Origin of the sequence: Microcystis sp. T1-4, assembly GCF_000297435.1 — a bacterium.
Lineage (GTDB): Bacteria > Cyanobacteriota > Cyanobacteriia > Cyanobacteriales > Microcystaceae > Microcystis.
This window is the reverse complement of sequence record NZ_CAIP01000227.1, coordinates 1-23,234: the sequence shown is the minus strand read 5'-3', so window position 1 is coordinate 23,234 and position 23,234 is coordinate 1. Positions and strand designations below refer to the sequence as shown.

Annotated in this window: 13 protein-coding genes, 1 tRNA gene and 1 pseudogene; 13 read left to right on the top strand and 2 right to left on the bottom strand. The window is 40.8% G+C overall.

All coding sequences use genetic code 11. The features are described from left to right. The first annotated feature begins 468 nt into the window (after positions 1 to 468). From MICAI_RS14105 to MICAI_RS27155, 6 genes are all read left to right on the top strand, one after another. Positions 469 to 720, top strand: a complete 252-nt coding sequence (locus MICAI_RS14105; protein ID WP_008203202.1) for an acyl carrier protein — start codon at positions 469 to 471, stop codon at positions 718 to 720. Between the two features lie 69 nt (positions 721 to 789). Further along, complete coding sequence (fabF, locus tag MICAI_RS14100; RefSeq protein ID WP_008203201.1) at positions 790 to 2,040, top strand: beta-ketoacyl-ACP synthase II; 1,251 nt, start codon at positions 790 to 792, stop codon at positions 2,038 to 2,040. Between the two features lie 82 nt (positions 2,041 to 2,122). Then, positions 2,123 to 4,129 carry a transketolase gene (gene tkt, locus MICAI_RS14095; protein ID WP_008203199.1) on the top strand — a complete coding sequence of 669 codons (2,007 nt, stop codon included), beginning with the start codon at positions 2,123 to 2,125 and terminating at the stop codon, positions 4,127 to 4,129. 113 nt (positions 4,130 to 4,242) lie between these two features. Continuing rightward, positions 4,243 to 4,503, top strand: a complete 261-nt coding sequence (locus MICAI_RS27165) for a helix-turn-helix domain-containing protein (RefSeq protein ID WP_039900197.1) — start codon at positions 4,243 to 4,245, stop codon at positions 4,501 to 4,503. Continuing rightward, positions 4,484 to 5,107, top strand: coding sequence for a restriction endonuclease (locus MICAI_RS27160; RefSeq protein WP_232306200.1), 624 nt, complete (start codon positions 4,484 to 4,486; stop codon positions 5,105 to 5,107). Before MICAI_RS27165 ends, MICAI_RS27160 begins: the two co-directional genes overlap by 20 nt. A gap of 15 nt (positions 5,108 to 5,122) precedes the next feature. Beyond that, positions 5,123 to 5,311, top strand: coding sequence for a hypothetical protein (locus tag MICAI_RS27155; protein ID WP_051011178.1), 189 nt, complete (start codon positions 5,123 to 5,125; stop codon positions 5,309 to 5,311). A 9-nt stretch (positions 5,312 to 5,320) separates the two neighbouring features. Here the strand turns inward: MICAI_RS27155 and MICAI_RS14080 are convergent, their stop codons facing one another. Continuing rightward, on the bottom strand, positions 5,321 to 6,214 hold the full coding sequence (locus MICAI_RS14080) for a DNA adenine methylase (RefSeq protein WP_008203196.1): 894 nt from the start codon (positions 6,212 to 6,214) through the stop codon (positions 5,321 to 5,323). 373 nt (positions 6,215 to 6,587) lie between these two features. Here MICAI_RS14080 and MICAI_RS14075 point away from each other — a divergent pair. The 3 genes and pseudogenes from MICAI_RS14075 (at position 6,588) to MICAI_RS14065 (ending at position 18,707) form a co-directional block, all read left to right on the top strand. After that, positions 6,588 to 7,802, top strand: a pseudogene (locus MICAI_RS14075) (ISL3 family transposase). A 623-nt stretch (positions 7,803 to 8,425) separates the two neighbouring features. After that, the gene (locus MICAI_RS14070) at positions 8,426 to 18,154 is read left to right on the top strand and encodes an FG-GAP-like repeat-containing protein (RefSeq protein ID WP_008203191.1); all 9,729 of its coding nucleotides are present in this window, start codon (positions 8,426 to 8,428) and stop codon (positions 18,152 to 18,154) included. A gap of 40 nt (positions 18,155 to 18,194) precedes the next feature. Beyond that, entirely contained in the window at positions 18,195 to 18,707 is a 513-nt protein-coding gene (locus MICAI_RS14065; protein WP_008203188.1) for a hypothetical protein, read from the top strand. A gap of 130 nt (positions 18,708 to 18,837) precedes the next feature. Here MICAI_RS14065 and MICAI_RS14060 read toward each other — a convergent pair. Continuing rightward, positions 18,838 to 18,910 (bottom strand) — tRNA-Ile (locus MICAI_RS14060). 64 nt (positions 18,911 to 18,974) lie between these two features. On the opposite strand from MICAI_RS14060, the gene MICAI_RS14055 reads away from it, so the two are divergent. From MICAI_RS14055 to grrM, 4 genes are all read left to right on the top strand, one after another. Next, the gene (locus MICAI_RS14055) at positions 18,975 to 19,268 is read left to right on the top strand and encodes a hypothetical protein (protein WP_008203186.1); all 294 of its coding nucleotides are present in this window, start codon (positions 18,975 to 18,977) and stop codon (positions 19,266 to 19,268) included. 32 nt (positions 19,269 to 19,300) lie between these two features. After that, entirely contained in the window at positions 19,301 to 20,632 is a 1,332-nt protein-coding gene (locus tag MICAI_RS14050) for a hemolysin family protein (protein WP_008203185.1), read from the top strand. A gap of 79 nt (positions 20,633 to 20,711) precedes the next feature. Continuing rightward, positions 20,712 to 21,833: a murein transglycosylase A gene (locus tag MICAI_RS14045; RefSeq protein WP_008203183.1), complete on the top strand. Its 1,122-nt coding sequence runs from the start codon at positions 20,712 to 20,714 to the stop codon at positions 21,831 to 21,833. Between the two features lie 186 nt (positions 21,834 to 22,019). Next, complete coding sequence (gene grrM, locus MICAI_RS14040) at positions 22,020 to 23,180, top strand: cyclophane-forming radical SAM/SPASM peptide maturase GrrM/OscB (protein ID WP_008203181.1); 1,161 nt, start codon at positions 22,020 to 22,022, stop codon at positions 23,178 to 23,180. Positions 23,181 to 23,234 lie beyond the last annotated feature (54 nt).

The following is a 23,234-nucleotide window of genomic DNA, read 5'->3' as shown; positions in this document are numbered from 1 at the left end:
ATTATTATCTGAATTTCGGAGTTATCCGTTATATTTTGGCTTTTTATTCAGGAGATAGGAGTCAGGGTGATAGGGTTTTGGGGTGATAGGGATTTAGGGGTTTAGGGAAATTTCATCCAAATGCTCCACTACCCCACTACCCCACTTCCCCACTTCCCCACTTCCCCACTTCCCCACCTCCCCAATTCATAATTCATAATTCCCACACCCCACTTCCCCACTTCCCCACCTCCCCACCTCCCCAATTCATAATTCATAATTCATAATTCATAATTCCCACACCCCACTTCCCCACTTCCCCGATAATCGCAAAAAAACTTCATCAAGAGGGGAACAACTTCCAGTAAGATGAAAAATGGTCAGTGAAAAAGCTAACCGAAATTTATTGTCGGAAATGGCAACACCGCCCCATTTCCCCAGACCCTAGAGGCTAGAGTCAGGTAAACCAGCGGATAAAAATTGACATCCATGAGTACAGAAATTTTCGATCGAGTTAAAAAAATTGTTGTGGAACAATTAGAAGTAGAGGATCTGGGTACAGTTACCCCCGAAGCAAGCTTTGCTAATGATCTGAAAGCTGATTCCCTTGATGTGGTCGAGTTAGTGATGGCTTTAGAGGAAGAATTTGATATTGAAATTCCCGACGACGCAGCCGAACAAATTGACACTGTAGGCAAAGCTGTCGATTATATTAGCGAGAAAGTAGGAGCAACCGCCTAGTTATTGCGGGAAAATTGACAATTAGAATTAAATATCTGGGGCAAAATCTGCCCTTATTTTTGAACAAACATGACAGAATTGCCATTAAAAAGGGTTGTCATAACGGGGATGGGTGCGATCACTCCCCTCGGCAATAATCTAGCAGACTATTGGACAGGCTTAATCAACGGCAAAAGTGGCATTGGTTTAATTACCCACTTTGATGCCTCCCGTCACGCTTGTCGCATTGCTGGGGAAGTGCGGGGTTTTGACCCCCACGACTATGTGGATCGCAAAGAGGCAAAGCGCATGGACCGTTTCGCTCAATTTGCCGTCGCCGCTAGTTTGCAAGCGCTGCAAGATTCTCGATTAGTTATCGACGCTCTCAATGCCGATGATATAGGCGTACTAATCGGTACGGGCGTAGGCGGCATCAAAGTGCTGGAGGATCAACAGGAAATTTACTTGACAAAAGGTCCGAGCCGGTGTAGTCCCTTCATGATCCCGATGATGATTGCCAATATGGCCGCTGGTTTAACCGCCATCCACACGGGGGCCAAAGGACCGAGTAACTGCACCGTGACCGCTTGCGCTGCCGGTTCCAACGCCATCGGCGATGCTTTTCGTCTAGTACAAAGGGGTTTAGCCAAAGGGATGATCTGCGGTGGGACGGAAGCCGCCGTTACCCCCCTAGGATTGGCCGGTTTTGCCTCCGCTAAGGCCCTGTCCACCCGCAACGATGACCCCACCCGGGCCAGTCGTCCCTTTGACAAGGATCGGGATGGTTTTGTTATGGGGGAAGGGGCAGGAATTTTGATTATAGAGGAATTAGAAACGGCCTTAGCCCGTGGGGCGCGGATTTACGCCGAAATGATCGGTTATGGTCTGACTTGCGATGCCTATCACATGACCGCACCGGTTCCAGATGGTCGTGGGGCCACCAGAGCGATCGAATTAGCGATCAAAGATGCCGGTTTGACTCCGGCGGCAATTAGCTATATCAACGCCCACGGAACCAGTACAGGGGCCAATGATCCCACGGAAACCAAGGCGATTAAAAAAGCTTTAGGAGAATCGGCCTACCAAATCCCCATCAGTTCCACCAAATCGATGACAGGCCACCTTTTAGGCGGTTCTGGCGGTATTGAAGCCGTGGCCACGGTCATGGCGATCGCTAATGATCGGATTCCCCCGACGCTCAATCTGGACAATCCTGACCCCGATTGTGATCTTGATTACGTCCCCTACGAAAGTCGTCAGCAGATAGTTAACGCTGCCCTCTCCAACTCCTTTGGATTTGGTGGCCATAACGTCACCTTAGCTTTTAGAAAATATGCTTGAGTCGATGCCCCTGAAAGAGTAATCTGTGAGTGGCTCCCTCTTTAACCTGGTCTTATTTTTGTAGTTCATTCTAAAAAACATTATGGTTGTCGCCTCCCAATCCCTCGAAGAACTTTGTATTAATGCGGTGCGTTTTTTAGCGGTGGATGCCGTAGAAAAAGCTAAATCCGGACACCCCGGACTGCCCATGGGAGCCGCTCCCATGGCCTTTGTTCTCTGGGATCAATTCCTGCGTTTTAACCCGAAAAACCCCCAATGGGTCAATCGCGATCGTTTTGTTCTCTCCGCCGGTCACGGTTGTATGCTGCAGTACGCTTTGATGTACCTGACCGGATACGATAGCGTTCCCCTAGAGGAAATTAAACAATTCCGGCAGTGGAAATCGAAAACCCCCGGCCACCCCGAAAATTTCGTCACGGAAGGGGTGGAAGTGACCACCGGTCCCCTGGGTCAAGGGATTGCCAATGGTGTGGGTTTAGCCCTAGCAGAGGCCCATTTAGCGGCCCGTTTCAACAAACCGGATGCCAAAATTATCGACCATTACACCTATGTCATTTTGGGTGATGGTTGCAATATGGAGGGAATTTCCGGGGAAGCTTGTTCTTTAGCCGGTCACTGGGGTTTAGGCAAGTTAATCGCTCTCTACGATGATAACCATATCTCGATCGATGGTTCCACCGATATCGCTTTCACCGAAGACGTGAGCAAGCGTTTTGAAGCCTACGGTTGGCACGTTCAGCACGTCGAGAATGGTAACACCGATTTAGATGCCATTGCCAATGCGATCGCAGCTGCCAAAGCTGTCACCGATAAACCCTCGATGATTAAAATCACCACCACTATCGGTTATGGTTCCCCCAATAAGTCTAATACCGCCGATGTTCACGGGGCAGCTTTAGGAGCAACGGAAATCGAGTTAACCCGGAAAGCATTAGGTTGGGAATACGAGCCGTTTGTGGTTCCCGATGAGGTGTTAAATCGTTTCCGGCAAGCAGTGGACAAGGGAGCGACGGCAGAAACGGACTGGAATAAGTTATTTAACGAATATCAGGCCAAATATCCCGCAGAAGCGGCTTTATTTGAACAGTTAACCACCGGTCAACTGCCGGAAGGTTGGGAGCAAGCTTTACCGGTTTATAAACCCGAAGATAAGGCGCTGGCTAGTCGTAAACACTCGGAAATCTGCTTAAATGCCCTTGCGGGGGTTTTACCCGGTTTAATCGGTGGTTCGGCGGATTTAACCCACTCTAACTACACGGAATTAGAGCATTTTGGTAATTTCCAAAAAGGCAGTTATCAGGAGCGTAACGTCCATTTTGGCGTAAGGGAACACGCGATGGGGGCGATTTGTAACGGTATTGCTCTCCATAACACGGGATTGATTCCCTACGGGGCGACTTTCCTGATTTTCACCGACTATATGCGGAATTCTATCCGTTTATCGGCCTTGTCAGAAACTCGCGTCATCTGGGTAATGACTCACGATTCCATTGCCCTAGGGGAAGATGGACCGACTCACCAACCCGTGGAACACGTTGCTTCTCTGCGCGCTATTCCTAACCTCTTAGTCATGCGTCCGGGAGATGGTACGGAAACTTCCGGTGCTTATAAAGTAGCGGTGAGCGAAACTAAGCGCCCGACGTTACTAGCATTATCCCGTCAAAATCTGCCCAATTTAGCAGGAACTTCCCTTGCGGGTGTGGCTAAAGGTGCTTATATTATCACCGATTGTGAAGGTACTCCCGATGTCATTCTCATCGGTACGGGTGGCGAGTTGTATCTCTGCGATAAAGCGGCTGCGGTGTTAAAAGAAGCAGGAATTAAAGCCCGCGTCGTTTCTATGCCCTGTTGGGAGCTATTCGAGGAACAATCGGCAGAATACAAAGAATCGGTATTGCCGAAAGCAGTGAAAAAACGTCTCGCGGTGGAAGCGGGTTCAACCATGGGTTGGCATCGTTACATCACCGATGAGGGGGATGTGTTGGGGGTTGATACCTTCGGCGCTTCTGCTCCAGGAGGTGTGATTCTAGAGAAGTTCGGTTTTACCGTGGATAACGTGGTAGCGAAGGCAAAAGCGTTGTTAGGTTAATTACCTGAAATCTTAGCTGTAATGAGTCAGAAAAATCTGGCTCATTTTTTTGTTTTTCTATTGTGACTGTCAGTCAGTGGACTAGGGGTCACGTCAGGCAGTTTAATCGAAGCATGGCAAAGGACAATTTAGCTCAATTTGGCAGATGTTTACATAATGCTCGTATTCAAAAGGGTTTATCCCAAGAAAGGTTGGCCGAAGCGGCCAATTTGGATAGAACTTACATCAGTCTTCTTGAACGTGGTAAAAGGAATCCTTCTTTACTATGCTTGATTTCTTTATGTAGAGCATTAAACATAAGTCTTTCGGAGCTTTTTAACACTATGTCTATAAATTCCGATGTAAATACTGATGATGTCAGAAGATTTAATTAAATTGCTTGAGCAGTTTTTGCATGATAACGAGCTTGAATGGGAATGGTTTGAAAAAATAGAAAGTTTTTGTAAGAGTTATAGTTTGAATATCAAATATATTACAGAAGTTCTCAATGATCCAAAAGTTATTCCTATGATTCGTGGCAAGTTTTTTGAGTTCACTGTACAAGATGAACTGTCAAAAATACTCGCAAATAATTATTTAGTTACTAATCCTCGGTTAAATCCTCAAGCCAGTTATCACGATATAGATGTAGCTATTATCAATCAAAAAAACGCCAAAAAATACTCTGCTGAATGTAAGTTAGCCAAAAAAGGTAGTTTCCGTCTTCAGGGAGGTATCAGACCTTTTATTGAAGTCAAATGTATGAGATCAAGAACCTTAGGAGACAAAGCAGCAGAACAAAGGTCTAAATTGATAGGAATACCTTCAACAAGCCTAAATATTCACAAAGATCAATATATTGAAACAGATTTTGATTTAGTGATTACATCTCTTGCCAATGCTTTTTTTCAGACCAATTTAGAAACGGGACTATTTGTTTGGAAGCCCACACCAAAAGAGCAAATATTTTTAAGCAAAATTAATATTAATAATCAATAAGAAGCCCTTTTAAAAATGTACGTTGCCAGAAGTAAAGATTTAACAGCAAATCAAACCAATAATATCAATTGTTCTCGCCAGAAATGCCACGATAACAACTGTAATTTCATCCCTAATTATCCCAAAATTTTCTTTGATGTTAATACGGCTGAACCTCTACAACCATGGCTCCCGATCGAAAAAATAGAGGATTTACTTGATTAAAATTAGGAATCAAGATACATCGAATAAACTTAATTGTAGAGGTGTAAATCTTGCAGGTTTCTGAAGATCATAATTAGCAATAAATACCTCCTTGCCCTTGCGTCTTTCACTCTGATAACCATGTTCTAATTTTAAACCATTTTTTTGATCATCAGTTCGATTAATAGTGTAATTCCATTCATTATCTTGTAAAGAAATACACCAATCATACATTTCTCTAATTTCGGAGCAATTATCATAATTCAAAAGAAATTTAAATCGATGTTGATGTTTTTTCAACGTCTTACATAACCTTTCATGATCTTCTAGACTGAAGAAGCAGGAATAGAATTTATTTTGATCTGCTTGAAAGTAAGGAGGATCGACAAATAAAAAGTAATCATCGGGTAATTGATTGATTAAATCTTCAAAATCTAAACAAGATAAATTGACATTTTGCAGTTTTTCCGAAGTAGTTTTTAGGTGAGAAGGCCAGTTTTCAGGACGCATAGAATACTTATCACCATAGCCCCAATAACAATTTTCAAGTTTCATAATTCCTGAGTAGGAAGTTCTATTTAGATAATACCAACGCATGGCTCTTTCTAGGTCATTGGCTGGTTGAAGTTCATTTTTATAATAACTGTGTAGTTCTTTGGTAGCGTTTAGATCTTTTAATAATTCAATTAGACTATCAAGATAATCTTTGATATGTCGATAACAGTTGATTAATTCTTCATCTTTGTCATTGAGAATATTCTCTGCTACACTTTCCTTAGCAAAGAATATAGATGCTCCCCCCGCAAAGGGTTCACAATACTTATGGTGACTAGGAAGACAAGCTAAGATTAGCTTACGGGCATAAAATTTACCGCCGGGATAACGAAAAGGAGAATTACTAAGTTTTTTAGCGATTTTGGACATTACCTTTGATTTTAGAGGCTTTTCTTTGAGATTATTTTAACAAAATTACGATATTTTATCTAGGAATGTCAGAGAAGTTCGGTTTTACCGTGGATAACGTGGTAGCGAAAGCAAAAGCGTTGTTAGGTTAATTAAAACTTTGCTTTTGTGGAAAAAGCCCGCGCCAGCGGGTTTTTTTGTGCTAGGATCTAAGGCTCTTCGGGAATTGTTATGCAAATAATTAACTTAAAATAAAATTCGATGAGAGCGCCTACGCTCAAAAGTATCTGAAATCCATATAGGGAAGGACTTAAGGCACAAACAAGTTAATACCAAAAGATATACAATCGAGTTAACATTTGATATAATAGCGAAAAACGAGATTATTTTACTTATGATACTTGACAAATTTTTGAACCTAAAAGGAACGTCTATTCAAGGCTATCTACACCTAGAAAATGTCGGTATAGTTTGACGAATCGAATCGAAAAAGAAAAAAGCAATCTGTCCTCGTTGTGGGTTAGAGAGCGATAAACTCCACCAAAATCATCGACATTTAGTCAAAGATTTACCAATCTCAGGACAACCAGTGTACCTACAGGTTAATCGTCGTCAATTTAAGTGCGATAATTGTCAGAAGCCCTTTAGCGAAGAGTTAGATTTTGTCGCCAGTAAACGAACCTATACGAAAAGACTAGCCGAGAATATACTTGAACAATTAAAAGAAGGAGATATTTTAAATGTTAGCCGAAGAAATGACGTAACGGAAGAAGAGATTCAAAGAATGCTAGAGGACATCGCTGAAGAAATTACCGAGCCAGATTTATCGGAATTAAAAAGACTAGGAATTGATGAAATCGCTCTAGTCAAAGGACAAAAAAATTACTGTGCGGTTTTAGTAAATTTAGATACGGGAAAACTAATAGCTATTCTAGAGAAGCGAACACAAGAGGAGTTGAGAAAAACGCTTACAGGCTGGGGAAAAGAGGTGTTAGAGCAAATTGAAGAAGTAAGCATAGATCTTTGGTTGTCCTATAAAAATCTGGTAAAAGAATTGATGCCGTCGGCCGAGGTAGTCGCTGATAGATTCCATGTAATGAAACAAATTAATCAAGAGTTAGACGAACAGAGAAGAGCGGAAAAAAGAGCCGTAGAAGCGCGGAAAAATAAAAAACAGAAAGCGAAAAAAGAAGCAAAGCTAGAAGTTTTAAAGCGAAGTAAATATAGCCTGTTAAAAAATGAAGAAGATTTAACGGAACCCCAAAAAATTAAACTAGAAGCTATCAAAGAAAATTGGCCAAATTTGAAAAAGATGCAGGAAGTAAAGGAAGAATTCAGAAAGATTTATGAAACCTCAGAGAATCCGACAGAAGGACTGCTATCTATCTCGGAATGGTTGGCAAAATCCTCCAGTGTTTTTACCAAGAGTTGTCAAACAATCCGAAACTGGTTTGGAGAAATCATTAGTTATTTCGAGCGAAGAACAACGAATGGGGTAGTCGAGGGAATCAACAATAAACTTAAACTAATAAAACGGCGAGGCTATGGCTTTAGAAACTTTCGGAATTTTTGGGTTAGAAGTATGTTATCTTGGCATCTTGTCTGTTGATTTAGCATAAATAGTAACGAAGAGCCTACAACAAATCTATAGCTCTATTATCGCCTACCTAATTTTACAATTAATTGATATTGCGGAAGATTTTGAAAAAAGCTTATTAGATAAACTTCGCTATTTACAGAGTTTTATATGTCAACATATCAGCTATGTACACTGGTTTAGGAAAATTGTCTATTCAATTTGAAAAATGGCGTTTTGGGGTTGTTATGTTCTTAAATGTAAAGTTTTGTACGAGATTCAACGTTTCTGATTAAGACAGTATTGCAGGGTAAGCGCATCTTAACAATCCTTGACAAAATGAACTTTATGTAAGTTGCTTACCCAGAGAGCGATTCAGGCATATTTGAGGAGAATTTGCCCTCTGGGTAAGCAAAAATCGACCAAATTATGAAGATTTCGTAACTATTCTGATTGACTGGTATCACTTGAATTGCCCACGCGGATCACAAAATTGGCCAATTGTTAATAGCGTTTGAGATGCTATCACCCTGGACAGTATTGACATCTGGAAAAATGCTACAATGTTTTTATTAAAAATTTAAGCCGTTCAACCCCAGTAAGAAAGAGAGAAAAAGGCTTATCTGTTCCCAATTTATCTAGAACACTAAATCGCCATGAGTAATCTGATAGACTATAGTACGATTCAACAAACTATCGTGAGCAATTCTACTCAGCGATTAGCTCTTACGACAAATGGGCAATATTACTACTGGGATAATGCCACTCAAAATTATAGTTTAATGGATACGTCTAGCATTCCAGCACCAAGTCAGATTGTTGGTATAGATTCTGACAATGCGGGTAATTTTTATTTTTTACTTTACAGGAATATTTCAGGACAAGCGGGTTATTATCTAACGTCTTGGAATAGCACTTCTCAGATATGGGCAGCTCCAATTCTAGTGCAATCAGCCACCAATACAGACTTTTTTGCTTCTTTTTCTGCTATTAATGATAATGAGATTTGGACAATTATCAAGTTCGATCTGTCTAATCGCATTCAACAATATGTCTGGAATACAACGACACAACAATTTGACGCAGGTTTTGGTACTGGTCTGAGTGGTGTTACTCAGATTACAACAGGAAAAGAGGATGGCTCGGTTTGGGCATTAGATAATCAAGGTGGTCTTTACAGTTGGGATGGAACGAATTTTAATCTATTTAATGGGGGTAATAATCCAGCCTTTAAACAAATAGTTTCACTCAATAGTCAAACCCTATTAGGCTTAGACAATAACGGAAACATTTATGCTTGGTCAAGTGCTGCTAGTACCTTTATTGAGTTAGATAATGTCATTCCCAATTTACCCGTTTTTAGTCAAATTCAAATTGATGAAACAGGAATTTTATACGGAATAACAAATCAAAGTATTCCTTATCAGGTTGGCAATATTAGCGCAATTTTAGGCTTAAACAACACCAGTGGCCAACCCTTTGGTATGACGACTGTTACAGACAGTAATGGAGTTACCCATGCCTTATGGAATCAAGATGGTCAAATTTATTACGGTTATCAACCCTCTGGTACTAATGGTCAATATGTCGGGGTGACACCGCTTAATAGTGGGATTGGAACCCAAAGTCAAGGAAGCGCCGCCAATTTAACCTTAACTAAGACACAAAATGGAGGAGTTGTTGCTTCTTGGATAGGGGGAAGTGGCAATAATGCAGAAGTTTATACATCGTCTTTGAGTCCCTCGATTTATGGCGGCTATCAATGGAGTTCTCCAACACAACTTACCAACGACGAAATAGCAGATACAAACTTACAGGTTGTCGCTTTAAACAATAACAATATTTTAGTAACAACTCAAAAAAATAATCAAACAGTGAGTCAAGTAGTTGATGTTAGTCAACTGCCGGTAACAGGTACTTCCGCCAATCAATTAACCTTTAAACCCAAAGGAACAGAATTTACCTACTCAATTGTTCCAGGTGCTTTGGATGGAGCCTCGGGAATTATCACTCTCCCTTCTGATACTTCACTTAGTTTCGAGACAGGTAACTTCGCTAAACTACTGAAAAAACTGCGCGGTCTTTCTTTAAATATCAGTGCCGAAATTGATACTACTACTCAAAAATTTAGCAGTCAGTCTCCCGTCGCGGCTAATAGCTTAAGACTTAGTTTAACTGTCGGTACAGAAGCAGGAGGAGCTCAAAGTACGGCAACTTCTAATAGTCTTGCTGCTGGTCTATTCAAAGGCTATGTTTCTTTGGATTTGTCGGCTTATGCTCAAGGTAGTGGGGAATGGGAAGAAATTAGTAGCTATCCTTCTAGTGTTAAAGCCAAAGCAGGGGGTGAATTTGAATTAGAAGTAAATGCTATTCAATTTATCCTAGACTTGCTTTTTACAACAGCGGCGGGTGAAGCATTAGATGAACTTAGTGAAGCTGGAGTTTTGAGTCTTAGTGGCGGGCCAGTAGTTCAAATAGATATAGCGGCGGCGGCGGATATTGAATTTGACAGTAATACAACCAAATTAGGAAGCATACAAGCCAGTGATTACTTTTTTGAATTGGTTGATGAAAACGGTAATCCTCCCACAGAAGAAACTCCTAATTCTGATCTCAAATGGCATCTAGATACAACTAAATTTTTTAGCTTTTTAGACGATGCTTTAAGTGATAATAGAACTATTAATGTTGGAATAGGTACCGGTCTTTATCTTAAGGCTAGTGTGCTTAAGGGATTTATTGACGTATCCGTCAAAGGCGTTCAAACAGAAGAATTTAATGCCAGTGGTTTTGAAGAAGCGGTTTATACTAATAAAGTGAAGGCCGAATTTAACTTCTTTTTGTTTTCTATTTCTTATGGTTCTTATATCCGAATTCTTGATAAAGGCTCAAGCGGGGAAAGCACTGTCACTCAAAATAACCGAGGATTACCTGTCAGTGTTTCATTAGAACCAAATTCCACAATTTATCTAACTCAACCCGGTTACGCTACATTATTAGGAGAAGATGTCAACGATTTAATCGATAGTAGTGATATATCCTACATTATTGCCCCTGATGGCACAACAGTTTACGGCACATTTACAGGCAGTGTGGATGATAATTCAGCTAATCTTTCCTACTTATACTTTTTGAATGGAACATTAGGAAGTAATGGTGTTAACTGGAATGCCAGCAGTTTACAAGCTATCTCAAATACAGCCGGAGCAAATCAAAGCCCAAATATTGCCCTAGATACTAATGGTAATGTTGTCATTACTTGGCAATATGAATCAATTGATAATCCTACCGTACAGCAAATTGCCACCACACCCCCCGGACAAGTTTATGTAGTATATGGACAAACAGAAAATAATCAGGTTGATTTAGGGACTTTCTCAGAAAATCCTGCCAATGCTAACGCTGCGGGTTTTTATTGGACTTTAGACAATGAATACTTTGCCAGTTTTGGACAAGCCGTAACCGCTTTAGGAGATGTTAATAGCGGTGGTAAAGCTGATTTTGCCATGACTGCACCAGATCTTGATGATGAACAAGGCGGAGTTTATGTGGTGTTTGCAGAAGACTATAACCAAGTTAATGACCTCAATAATTTGGGTAGTAATGGCTTGCTGTTAACAGGACAAGCGTTGAGTGAATTGGGTTATAGTATTGCCAATGCAGGAGATGTCAATGGCGATGGCAAGAGTGATTTGATTATTGGTGCGCCTGGTTTAAATAATAATCAAGGAGGTGCTTATTTAATCTATGGAGGAACCTTATTTGAGACTCCTCAAAGCCTCACTGATATTGATACTTTACTCAGCAATAATCCTGCTTACGGACAACAAATTACTAACCCCAATGGACAAGCTGGTGACCGCTTTGGTGAAGTAGTAACAGGAGGTTACGACTTTAATGGAGATAGTCAAGCAGATTATGCTATCAGCGCTCCTAACGCTAATCAAGAAGCCGGGGAAATTACGCTAATTCTATCCCAAAAAATTGCCAATGAGTTATTTACTCTGAGCCTCGACAATAGCGGTAATTTAGTCTTATTTAATCAAACGACTAATACTGAGGTATGGAATAGCAATACGGCTAATCAAGTCCCAGAACCTGACTACGCAAGTTACTATCAAGCTGCGATGGAATCAAACGGCAACTTTGTCCTCTATGAATGGGCGGGTTTAGCTCCACTCCCTTACTGGTCAACTAATACAGCGGGAAATCAGGGGGCTTATCTTGCTTTGGGCGAAGATGGGGGGCTGTATATTCGCAATCAGCAAGGAGATAATATTTATACTCTCCATAATGGCGCAAATCCGAATACTTCAGTTGTTAGTCGCTTAAACCAAGGCGATAGTATTGTCTCTAACGACCCCAATTCTAATTTGACCACTCAAAGTTATCTAGGCGGGACAATTACCCTGACTAACAGTACCTCAGCAATTAATGGAGAAACCCTGCTAGATATAACTAGCACGGCTCTAATTCCAGACATTAATCAGGATGGCAAAGCGGATTTACTCATTGGTGGAACAGGAGCCGCAGTTATACTATTTGGTGCGAATTTATCCACTCAAACCCTAGACTTAGGAACCATAAACCCAGGTCAAGGCTTTGTTATTTTTGATGATTTAGACAACCCTGCACCATTACAAGTCAGTAGCGCCGGTGATGTTAACGACGACGGTATTAACGATGTCATTGTTGGCTATCCCGCCACTGAAGATGCTAATGGGAATTATATTGCGGGAAATAGCTACATTGTTTTTGGTAATTCCAGTCTTTCTTCAACTCAAAATAACAGTGTTGGTTTCTCCGGAATCAATGGAACAAATGGCTTTACTATTACCGGTGCTGGAACCGAAGTTACCGGTGCTGGCGACTTAAACGGTGATGGTGTAGGAGATTTACTGATTGGTGAACCCAATGGTGGTAATAATCAAGCCGGTGTAAGTTACGTCATCTACGGAGGAAGCAGTAACAATATTGGTACTGTTGCTAGTATTAATGTTAGTAACATCGGCACAACTGTTCAGGGTTATATAATCGGTCAAGGAGGCGCAAATCAACTCAGTGGGTCTTCTGTTAGTGCAGTAGGAGACTTAAACAACGATGGTAAAGCCGATTTATTAGTCGGTGCGCCTAATACCGTTTCCAGTGAAGCTCTCAATCAATTACAACAAACCATCACCTCCAACTATGTCATCGGACAAGTAAGTAATGGAACCTTAAATACCAATAATTCAACCCCTACAGCCATCCCTTGGTTACAACCTGGTCAATCTGTACAGAGTTTAACCTCAACTCCCTATGGTGTTTTAGCTATATGGACAACTAGCACAGGTTCAGGAGAAACGGCTCAAACTAACTTATCTGTCGCCTTTTGGGTCCCTAGTGGAACGACAGGAAGTTGGAAAAACTATCAATCTAGCGTTGCTACCCTTTCCGGCTCTAATTTGAGTTTTTCTAGCATCAATGTTAATGCTAGTAATAATAGTATTACTTTGGGTTGGGTTGTACTTGATTCCACAACCGGAACCTCCAGTCTTGGCCAAAGTATTTATAACGGAAATAATTGGAATACGGCTAATTCTATCCAAACAGATTCTAATCCGACACCACCGGATCAGATTGATAATATCATTAGTAATCCCACCACCGGTAGCACCAGTAATAGTCTCTTCTCAGTAAGTCATAAAACCGTCAAAGAAAATGAAGGAAAAGTGACTTTTACCATTACGCGAGAAGGTGACATCAATACTAGCAAAACCCTAAATTATCGCACAGTAGATATTAGCGCCACCGCCGGAGCCGATTACGAACATCAAGCCGGAACGATAACATTTGTCCCTGGTGAAATCAGCAAAACCATTGAGGTGAATATTTTTGACGATAACTTATTAGAACATCTCAATGAGAAATTTAAGTTAATCCTCGAAGATGGTCAACAAACCACTTTAACCGCTTACGCCACTTTACAGGATACCAACCAAACGATTAACTTATTGGCTATAGATAGTGGGTTTTCCATGATTGGTCCAATCAATGATCAATTAGGTCAGGCTTTAGGTAGTGCGGGAAATGTTAACGGTGATACCAACAGTAATAATAAAAATGCACCCCTTGATGATTTCTGGATTTCAGCACCAGGAGCTAATAATAGTGACGGTAGTGTATATTTGGTTTTTGGGTCTGCTAGTGTGCAAGTTTCAGACCAAGGACTTGATTTAGATAATCCTCAATCAACACAAAAAGTAGTTAAAATTACTGGGGGAACACCTTCTACATCCGCCTCTCCCCAAAGTGGTAGCAGTCTTAGTTCTTGGGTTAGTTCTTCTAATACTTGGTATGGGATATCTGCTCCCAATTTAACTAACGGCGGGGGAACGAACGATAGTAATATTTATATCTTCGATAAGACAGTAATTCCCAACACCAGTAGCACCGTAGCTCTTAATACTCTAGCCGCATCACCACTCACAGGAAATAGTAGCGATGGGTTTGGAGAAACGATCCTTTTAGCAGATTTAAATGGAGATGGAACACCTGAATTAATAGTGGGTTCTCCTTTAAGTAATCAGGTGAAAGTCTATCAATTATCTGGGTCGGGTAACAACATTACCACCAGTCTTCTTGCTACCATTAACGCACCCAGTGCGGGTCAAGGTTTAGGGTCAGCTGTACAGGTTTTAGATTTGAATGAAGATGGTAAACTTGATTTAGCCATCGGAGCACCTGTCGTTAATCCAGTAAGTGATCCCAGCAATCCTCAAGATATTCGCGGTTATGGCGGTGCAATTTATGTATTATCAGGAACCCAATTTAATTGGTCAAATACCAACGCATCTATCAACTTAACCAGCACTTCTAGCACAACTAACTGGGTTTTTGATGGCATAACCAGCTTTACCAGTGGAAAAATTAACGGTAAACTGAATCCAAGTACAGGTAAACCCAGTAGTGATCCTGCTACAAACTACGGTTTTTATGATGGAATTGGTAATGCGATAACCAGCCTAGATTTGAATGGAGATGGTCATTTAGATTTAGTAATAGGCGCACCTAATGCTGCGGTTGGTGGTACTACTAATCTCGGCAAAGTTTATGTAATATTTGGAAACTCTGGTTCATTACCTTCAAGTTTAGCCTCTATTGGCGCGGGTCAAGGAGTGACATTTGAAGGGAATTTAGCTTTAGGACAAGCGGGGTGGGCTGTTGCTAATGGAGGTGATATTAACAACGACAAAATTAGTGATTTACTCATCGGCGCACCTTTTAGCTATGGTAATGCTGGTAGTGCCTATATAGTCTTTGGTAGTACAAATGCCTTCTCATCGGGTGGCGCAATTTATCTCGATCCCAATCTGACAGATTCTCGTGTTTTCCAATACCAAGGGGTGGCTAACCCATTAAGTAATAGTAATCCTTCTAATGCAGGTAATGTGGGTCAGAATCTTAATGGGATTGGTGATATTAATGGCGATTACGGTTCTATTACTGGGGGAGATGATATTATTTTGGGTGCTCCTAGTAGTAACGATGGTGATGGTAATAGTGAGGCTTATGTGGCGATTGGACATCCTTGGTTACAAGGTGGTCTTTCCCTGAATGTTAATGATCTTCGCAGTGATAATGGTTTTATTGTAGTTAATCCCTATCCTGGGGTTTCGGTGGGAGATGTTAATGGGGATGGTTTTGATGATTTTGTTAATGTTAGTTCTTCTATCAACCCATCAGAAAATCAACTGACTTTTGGAGCAAGCACCCTAACAAATGTCAGCGGACAAAGGACTTATACTCTCACCGCCAATGATAGTAATTTACCCGCTACCAATTTAATCACCTCTCCTAGCACAAATTTGATTGCTCATGGCGATTTTAATGCCGATGGTTACGAGGATATAGCATCTGCGAGTATCAATAAAACAAATGGTAATACCACAGAACTGCTTGTGAATATGGGTAATAGTATCACGAGCAATATTATTGCAGGTCAGACTTTATACTCTTTCGATATCCCTGATACTGTTACTACTCCTATTATTCAAACCTGTGCAGGAGATATTAATGGCGATGGTTATGATGACTTAATCGTTTTAACTGAATTTATGTTAGATTATCAAATTAAATATTTCTTGGGTTCAGCGAGTGGGCTGAGTTCCCAATTCCAGAGTTATAGTCTTGGTACATTAGGCTATGCTCCGGGGATTGGAGTAGCGGATATTAACGCCGATGGAGTCAAGGAAATAATCACCCTTGAATATGCGTTTAATGGCTATCAGTCCGAGGTAGAACTCCAAACACAGGTTAGTGTTTACCAATTCAATAATGACATTCATCTACCCCTTTCTGAGCTATCCTTGAGTTTTCTGAACTCTCCTTGGACTGATAGCGGTACTTGGAATGGGAATGGGTTCGAGATTACAGACACGGTGGCTATAAATTCATCCATTAGTTCTGGTGACTTTAACTCTGACAATATTGAAGACACATTAATATCTATCGCTCAAACATCTTGGTCAATTATAGATGGTCAACAAGCTTATCCTATTATGCACTCTACCATCTTATATGGTACAGGGACAACCAACAATTTTGGACAATTTCAAACAAATATTAATTATAACCAAGACTCTTGGAATCTATACAAACCTGGTAATCTTCCTTCTCCTGCTGTTGCCGTTGGCGACACAAATGCTGACGGTTTTGACGATATTCTTTTTGACCAGGGGACTGCTTTTACTCAAAGTTACATCCAATTAGGATCAACCGAAATTACACCTTATACACCCACAACACCTCCCAATACCAGCCTGAATAGTAACACCATTGTTCTCGGTAACGGGCAAAATCAGATTCCTATTCAAGGCTTGCCTAATCGAACCCTACCTTATCAAACCAATACGGGTGGGGATGTCAATGGTGACGGTTATCAGGACATCATCATTACTGATACGAGCGATTATGACTTAACCTATGTAGTTTATGGTCAAGATTGGTTAACAGCAGACGAACAAAATAGTGGCGCTGAAACCTTTACCTTTTTTGATGGAACTAATGGTAATGATGTTTTTACCATTCCCTCCAATGCTACTACTCCTAAGATTGTGTTGCGGGGTCAAAATGGCGATGACTTTATGTTAATTCCCACCGCTAACACTTCTCAGATTTATGCTTTTGGTGGTGAAGGAGATGATCAAATTGGCTTAGGAGGTGAATACGGAACTGATAGTAAAACTATCGGTAAAATTGATGGAGGTGGTGGTTTTGACACTATCTTTATTCCCCAAACAGTCGGCCAACAAACTCGGCTTTATCTAGATGCTAATACTGGTCATCTGTTTAATATTGAAGCTGTTGATATTGGCTACAATAATTCCGTTCAATTTAATAAGTCTAGCTTGCTGCAAATGCTCGACGGCAATAAAAAGCTGTTGATTAACGGTGTTGCTTCAAGTGCTTATTACTCCGATCCTTCCACTGTACCTTGGGCAAAATTAGGCTCTGATGCCTATGAGGGAGCAGTTTATGAAATTTATGGTATTACAAATACTGCCATTGAGGTCTGGATTCAACAGGGAATTAACTTTACTCCCCTAAATAATACTGTACCAATTATCCAAAATCCCATCGCCGCTCAAACCGTCATAGAAGATATCCCCTTCAACTTCCAAATTTCTGATAATACCTTTTTTGATCCTGATCTAAACGATAGCCTGACTTATTCAGCTACCGTCAGTAACGGTGATGCTTTACCCAGTTGGTTAAACTTTAACCCAACAACCCGAACTTTCAGTGGAACTCCTGCTTACAAAGATGTTGGTAATCTGAATCTAAAAGTAACTGCAACTGATCAGCTGGGAGCAAATATTAGTGCAAATTTCACCCTACAAGTGTTCCACCCAGTATTAGTTCCCCCCGGCGGCGGTATAATTCAAGGAACCTCAATAAATGATCGCATCGATGCTTTGGGTAAACCCGGTACTTACCGTCTAGAAGGTGGTGCTGGTGATGACTTGTTAATCGGTTCCAACCAACGAGATGTTCTCAAAGGTGGAATTGGTAATGACAGTCTCTATGGTGAGGGAAATATAGATAAACTCTATGGAGAAGAAGGAGATGATCTACTTGATGGTGGTTTAGGTTTAGACTTCCTCTATGGCGGTTCGGGTGCTGATAGCTTCGTTCTCAAGTCAGGAAATGGTAGCGACTACATTCTTGATTTCAACTCTGCTGAAGGCGATAAATTGGCTCTCAGTGGACTCAATTTCGGACAGTTAAGCTTTAACAGCAATCAAGTTATTTGGGGAACTGAAGTGTTAGCTTATGTCACTGACAATCTCGGTAATTCCCTCACGGGATTGAACAATCATCCTGAATGGTTTGTCTCTCTTTAATGACTCACCAATAACCAAAACTTAACTTCGGATAAACAAGATGAAAATCAACCGACCCAACTTGCTCTTAGCTGCTACAACAACCCTACTTGTTAGTAACTTATCGACCGCTATACCAGTTCAAGCACTGACTTGGACAATGAATAATGGTTCTCTGGCGGGAACTAATCCGATTACCGGTAGTTTCACCATCGACAAGGAAAATAGTGCAAATCCTAGTCTTACTTTTAGTAACATTATAATTGGCCCTCTCAATTTCACGAAAGCTGACTTAGTTAAGATTAGTTTAGCCAATCCTATTGGCAGTGGTATAGAATCTATTGATTGGGTTAATGGCTCTAATAGTCTATCTCTAGTTTTTAACTCTCCCTTTTTAACTACAGCAGGAGGGACAGTTACATTAAATAATTTTGTTAGTGATTTTAATGGTGATATCGTCAGTGGTTCTGTTACAGGTGCATCAAATCCCCCAACTACCGTCCCCGAACCTAACTTGAGCTTGGGACTGATTGCTTTTGGTACACTGCTAGTGGTCAGATCAAGATTTAATTAGGGTTTGCTGAAAAAGGCCTAGGCTGGGGTAAGTATGCGGCAGCCTAAAAAGATTGTATTGTGCACCAACAAGGACAAGATTAACTGACTCTAGTGCAGTCAAAGCCGATCGCCTGAAGCGCTCAAAACTATCCAGGGTGCAGGAGTTGAACCTGCCTAGCACGAATTATGAGTTCGTTGCCTCAACCGCTCGGCCAACCCTGGGTTATACTATTAACTCATTATAGATCGGTAATTACTCTGAACGTGAAAATTCAGCCCCACCAAGATGAAAAAATTTGCAATCAGCACCTCCTTGCAGTTAGGACTCCTTTTGATGGTAGCCATGTTAGCCGCCGGCTTCGGTAGCGGTTGGGTAGCCTATCAATTGGGACTCGCCTCCCTGAAGGGAGTCAGTCAACCGGATATCAACCCCGCTAAAAAGTTTACCAACGATCGCACCAGTTATGGTCGCAATCAAACTTTTATCCCCGTGAAGGAAGAAGAGGTGCTGAAAAGAGTGAGAGTTTATATGCAACAACAGAAAAACAAACCGCAATCAAAGAACGAAACCAAAGGATAGGCTTTAAAAAAGGCGAGTTTTGCCTTTTCGCTATGGATAATCAGGATTTATTGACTCGTTTAATTTTAGTCTTTTTACTAATCGTCCTCAATGCTTTTTTCGTAGCGGCGGAATTTTCGCTTGTGTCTGTCCGTCGTACCCGCATCAGTCAGCTAGTGGCTGCGGGAGATGTGCCAGCGCAGACGGTCCAATCTCTACAAAGAAGTCTCGATCGCTTACTTTCCACTACCCAATTAGGCATCACCCTTTCTAGTTTAGCTTTAGGTTGGATCGGGGAGAGTACCATGACCGTTTTTGTGAGGAAATTACTAAGTTTTTTACCCTTTTCTTTAAACTGGCAAAATCTTCTCTCCCATGGCTTCTCTCTTTGTCTAGCTTTTTTAATCGTGGCCTATCTCCAGATAGTTTTTGGGGAACTTTATCCCAAATCCCTAGCTTTAATTTATGCCGAACCGATGGCGCGATTATTAGCTGCACCTATTGGGGTTATTTCCAGGATTTTTAAGCCTTTTATCGGTATTCTTAATCAATCAACTCGTTTTTTATTGGTTTTAACCCGTATCCCCGAAGTGGATCTACAGCGTTCTAGTCGGGTAACTTCCGAGGAATTACAATTAATTATCAGCATGGAAGGGGAATTAACGGGATTAGAAGCAGCGGAAAGGAAAATTTTAAATAATGTTTTCCAGTTTAGCGAAATCACTGCCGCGGAAATCATGGTTCCCCATAACCGTTTAATAGCTATTCCCTCGACCGCCACTTTTCAGGAATTATTGCTACAAGTAGTTAATAGCGGCTATTCTTGTTATCCTGTGGCAGGAGATTCCGGTGATGATATCCGTGGTCTGATCGATTTTAAAGATTTAGCTTTACCCCTTGCCGAAGGTCAGTTAAATTTAACAACCCCGATTAAACCTTGGTTAAAACCTGCGCGTTTTTTCCCTGAAACCACTGCTTTAAATGAATTACTAACAGTAATGCGGGAATCATCCTTAAAGATGGTTATCATTGTCGATGAATTTGGCAGAACAGCCGGTTTATTAACCCTAAAAGATTTAATTGGTGAGATTCTGGGAACTTTTTCTTCTAGGGATCAATCGGAAACAGTAAAATATCAACTCCTCGATGAATCAACTTTTCTCGTACAAGCACAAATGAATTTAGAGGAGGTGAACAAAGCATTAAATTTAAGTTTACCCTTGGCCGATGAATACCAAACCCTAGCCGGTTTTGTTCTCCATCATTGGCAAAAAATACCGAGGGTGGGAGAACAATTATATTACCAAAATTTAGAATTTACCATCATTTCTAAGGTCGGCCCTCGCTTGGAACAAATTAAGATTTATCGTCAACAACCATCCTAAGTATATAAACAAGAAATAACTTTTCCCATTTATCCTTCTTGATTGTTAACCGAGTCAATAGCTGCCCACTCCTATCACCATGAAACACCTTTTGACACTCCTCCCCCTCAGCTTGGGATTAATTGCCCTCACCCCAGCAAATTTGCCCCTAGAACGTTTTGAAATCTCACAATTGGCAACATCTACGGGATACGATGAACGACTGCCAACGGACAAAAAAACCCTACTACAAGCGATCGATCATAGTTTACGTTATCTGAATAGCTCGGCGGCGATCCGCGCCTATCAAAATTATCCTATTCCTGAAATAACTCGTCAGCGAGTGCAGCGTTCCTTAGTACGTTTTCGTCAATTAGTGCAGAATTCTCCCACTCCCGCAGCTCTACAAAAGGCAGTTAAAAAAGAATTTATTTGGTATCGTTCCTTGGGTAAGGATAGCCAGGGAAATGTTAAATTTACTGGTTATTTTGAGCCAATTTATCAAGCAAGTCGGCAAAAAACCGCCGAGTATAAATATCCTCTCTATCGCCGACCTTCTAACTTTTCTCGCTGGTCTAAACCCCATCCAGCTAGGGTAGAATTAGAGGGAAAAGATGGTTTACTGGGGGAAAATAGCCGTCTAGCGGGATACGAGTTAGTCTGGTTAAAAGATCGCTTAGAAGCTTATTTAGTTCATGTGCAAGGTTCGGCGAAATTACGTTTACCTAATGGTCAAATTATGAGCATTGGTTTTGATGGCAATACCGAGCATCCCTACACAAGTCTGGGAAAAGAAATGATTGCCGATGGTATTTTTCCCGCCGAGGGTTTAACCTTACCAATGGTTTTGGATTTTCTCAGAAGTAATCCTGAGCAATTAAAGAATTATATCCCCCGCAATAATCGGTTTATTTTCTTTCGAGAAACCCACGGTGCGCCTCCCACTGGTAGTATTGGAGTTCCGGTTTTACCCGAAAGATCGATCGCTACAGATAAAAGTATTTTTCCCCCCGGTGCTTTAGCGGTAATTGAGACAGAAATTCCCCAGGGAAATCTTAATAAAAAATTAGTGAGTCGCTATGTTCTCGATCAAGATACTGGCAGCGCAATTAAAGGTACTGGGAGGGTAGATATTTTTATGGGAACAGGAAAAAATGCGGGTGAGCGAGCCGGTTTAATTAATACTCCGGGTCAATTATATTATTTATTATTGAGGGAATAGGAAATATAGCGTTTCCTAAGCTAGTGAGGTACACCTATTTTTCTTGCCTTTTGCCTCTTGCCTTTTGCCTAAAATCCATAACTTTTGTACCTCAGCAGACTGAAAAATGCTCTACTATAGGTAAAATTAAGATAGACTCCCCAGAATCAGTTATCATACTTAAGTGAGAACTTAAACAATAGAATCATGAAAAAAACCATAAATATAGATTGGTCGGATTGTGGTCCAATTACTTTAGTAGTCGTGCAACCCACCTCTTTTTGTAATCTCAATTGTGATTACTGTTATTTACCCGATCGCCATTTAAAAAATACCCTATCCTTAGATTTAATCGAGCCGATTTTTCAGAGGGTTTTTAGTAGTCGTTTTCTCCAAGATAATTTTACCATTTGCTGGCACGCTGGCGAACCCTTAGCAGTTCCCATCAGTTTTTATGAAAGTGCCTTTGCTAAAATTGCGGAAGTTAGCGAGAAATATAATCAGCAGGGTTACTGTTTTCGTCATTCAGTACAAACTAACGCCACTTATATTAACGATGCTTGGTGTCAATTATTTAAAAAGCATGATGTTTATGTGGGAGTCAGTCTTGATGGACCAGCTTTTATTCACGATATCCACCGGCAAAACCGCAAGGGAACTGGCAGTCATGCTGCTACAATGCGGGGGATTTCTTTCTTGCAAAAACATGAAATTGATGTGAGTATCATCGCTGTTTTAACAGAAGATTCTCTCGACTATCCCGACGAAATTTTTAACTTTTTTTGGGATCATGGTCTTACCGATGTGGCTTTTAATATGGAAGAAACCGAGGGGATTCATTCACAATCTTCCTTAGATAAATTAGGTATTGAACAACGTTATCGCCAGTTTATCGCCAGATTTTGGGAGTTAGTCACGGTCAAACAAGGAGAATTTAAGCTGCGGGAATTTGAATCGATCTGTAGTTTGATTTATGCCGATGAACGCTTAGAAAATACTGATATGAATCGACCTTTTATGATTGTCAATTTTGATAATCAAGGTAATTTTTCCACCTTTGATCCGGAATTACTATCGATTAAAACTCAACCCTACGGCGATTTTATTTTTGGTAATGTTTTGACCGATTCCCTAGAATCTATCTGTGAAACTGAGAAATTTCAACAAATTTACGCTGATATGCGCGCTGGAGTCGATTTATGTCGGCAAAACTGCGATTATTTTGGGGTTTGTGGGGGTGGTGCTGGTAGTAACAAATACTGGGAAAATGGCACTTTCAACTCCACAGATACTAAAGCCTGTTTATACCGGATTAAGTGTATCACCGATATCGTTCTCGATCGCCTAGAAAATTTATTAGAAGTTTAAAGATTTTTTTAGCTATCAGTAAACAGTTATCAGTTATCAGTTATCAGTTATCAG

Coding starts and splice junctions, on each gene's coding strand:
- MICAI_RS14105 (WP_008203202.1), top strand. CDS start 469: ATGAGTACAGAAATTTTCGATCGAGTTAAAAAAATTGTTGTGGAACAA.
- fabF (WP_008203201.1), top strand. CDS start 790: ATGACAGAATTGCCATTAAAAAGGGTTGTCATAACGGGGATGGGTGCG.
- tkt (WP_008203199.1), top strand. CDS start 2,123: ATGGTTGTCGCCTCCCAATCCCTCGAAGAACTTTGTATTAATGCGGTG.
- MICAI_RS27165 (WP_039900197.1), top strand. CDS start 4,243: ATGGCAAAGGACAATTTAGCTCAATTTGGCAGATGTTTACATAATGCT.
- MICAI_RS27160 (WP_232306200.1), top strand. CDS start 4,484: ATGTCAGAAGATTTAATTAAATTGCTTGAGCAGTTTTTGCATGATAAC.
- MICAI_RS27155 (WP_051011178.1), top strand. CDS start 5,123: ATGTACGTTGCCAGAAGTAAAGATTTAACAGCAAATCAAACCAATAAT.
- MICAI_RS14080 (WP_008203196.1), bottom strand. CDS start 6,214: ATGTCCAAAATCGCTAAAAAACTTAGTAATTCTCCTTTTCGTTATCCC.
- MICAI_RS14070 (WP_008203191.1), top strand. CDS start 8,426: ATGAGTAATCTGATAGACTATAGTACGATTCAACAAACTATCGTGAGC.
- MICAI_RS14065 (WP_008203188.1), top strand. CDS start 18,195: ATGAAAATCAACCGACCCAACTTGCTCTTAGCTGCTACAACAACCCTA.
- MICAI_RS14055 (WP_008203186.1), top strand. CDS start 18,975: ATGAAAAAATTTGCAATCAGCACCTCCTTGCAGTTAGGACTCCTTTTG.
- MICAI_RS14050 (WP_008203185.1), top strand. CDS start 19,301: ATGGATAATCAGGATTTATTGACTCGTTTAATTTTAGTCTTTTTACTA.
- MICAI_RS14045 (WP_008203183.1), top strand. CDS start 20,712: ATGAAACACCTTTTGACACTCCTCCCCCTCAGCTTGGGATTAATTGCC.
- grrM (WP_008203181.1), top strand. CDS start 22,020: ATGAAAAAAACCATAAATATAGATTGGTCGGATTGTGGTCCAATTACT.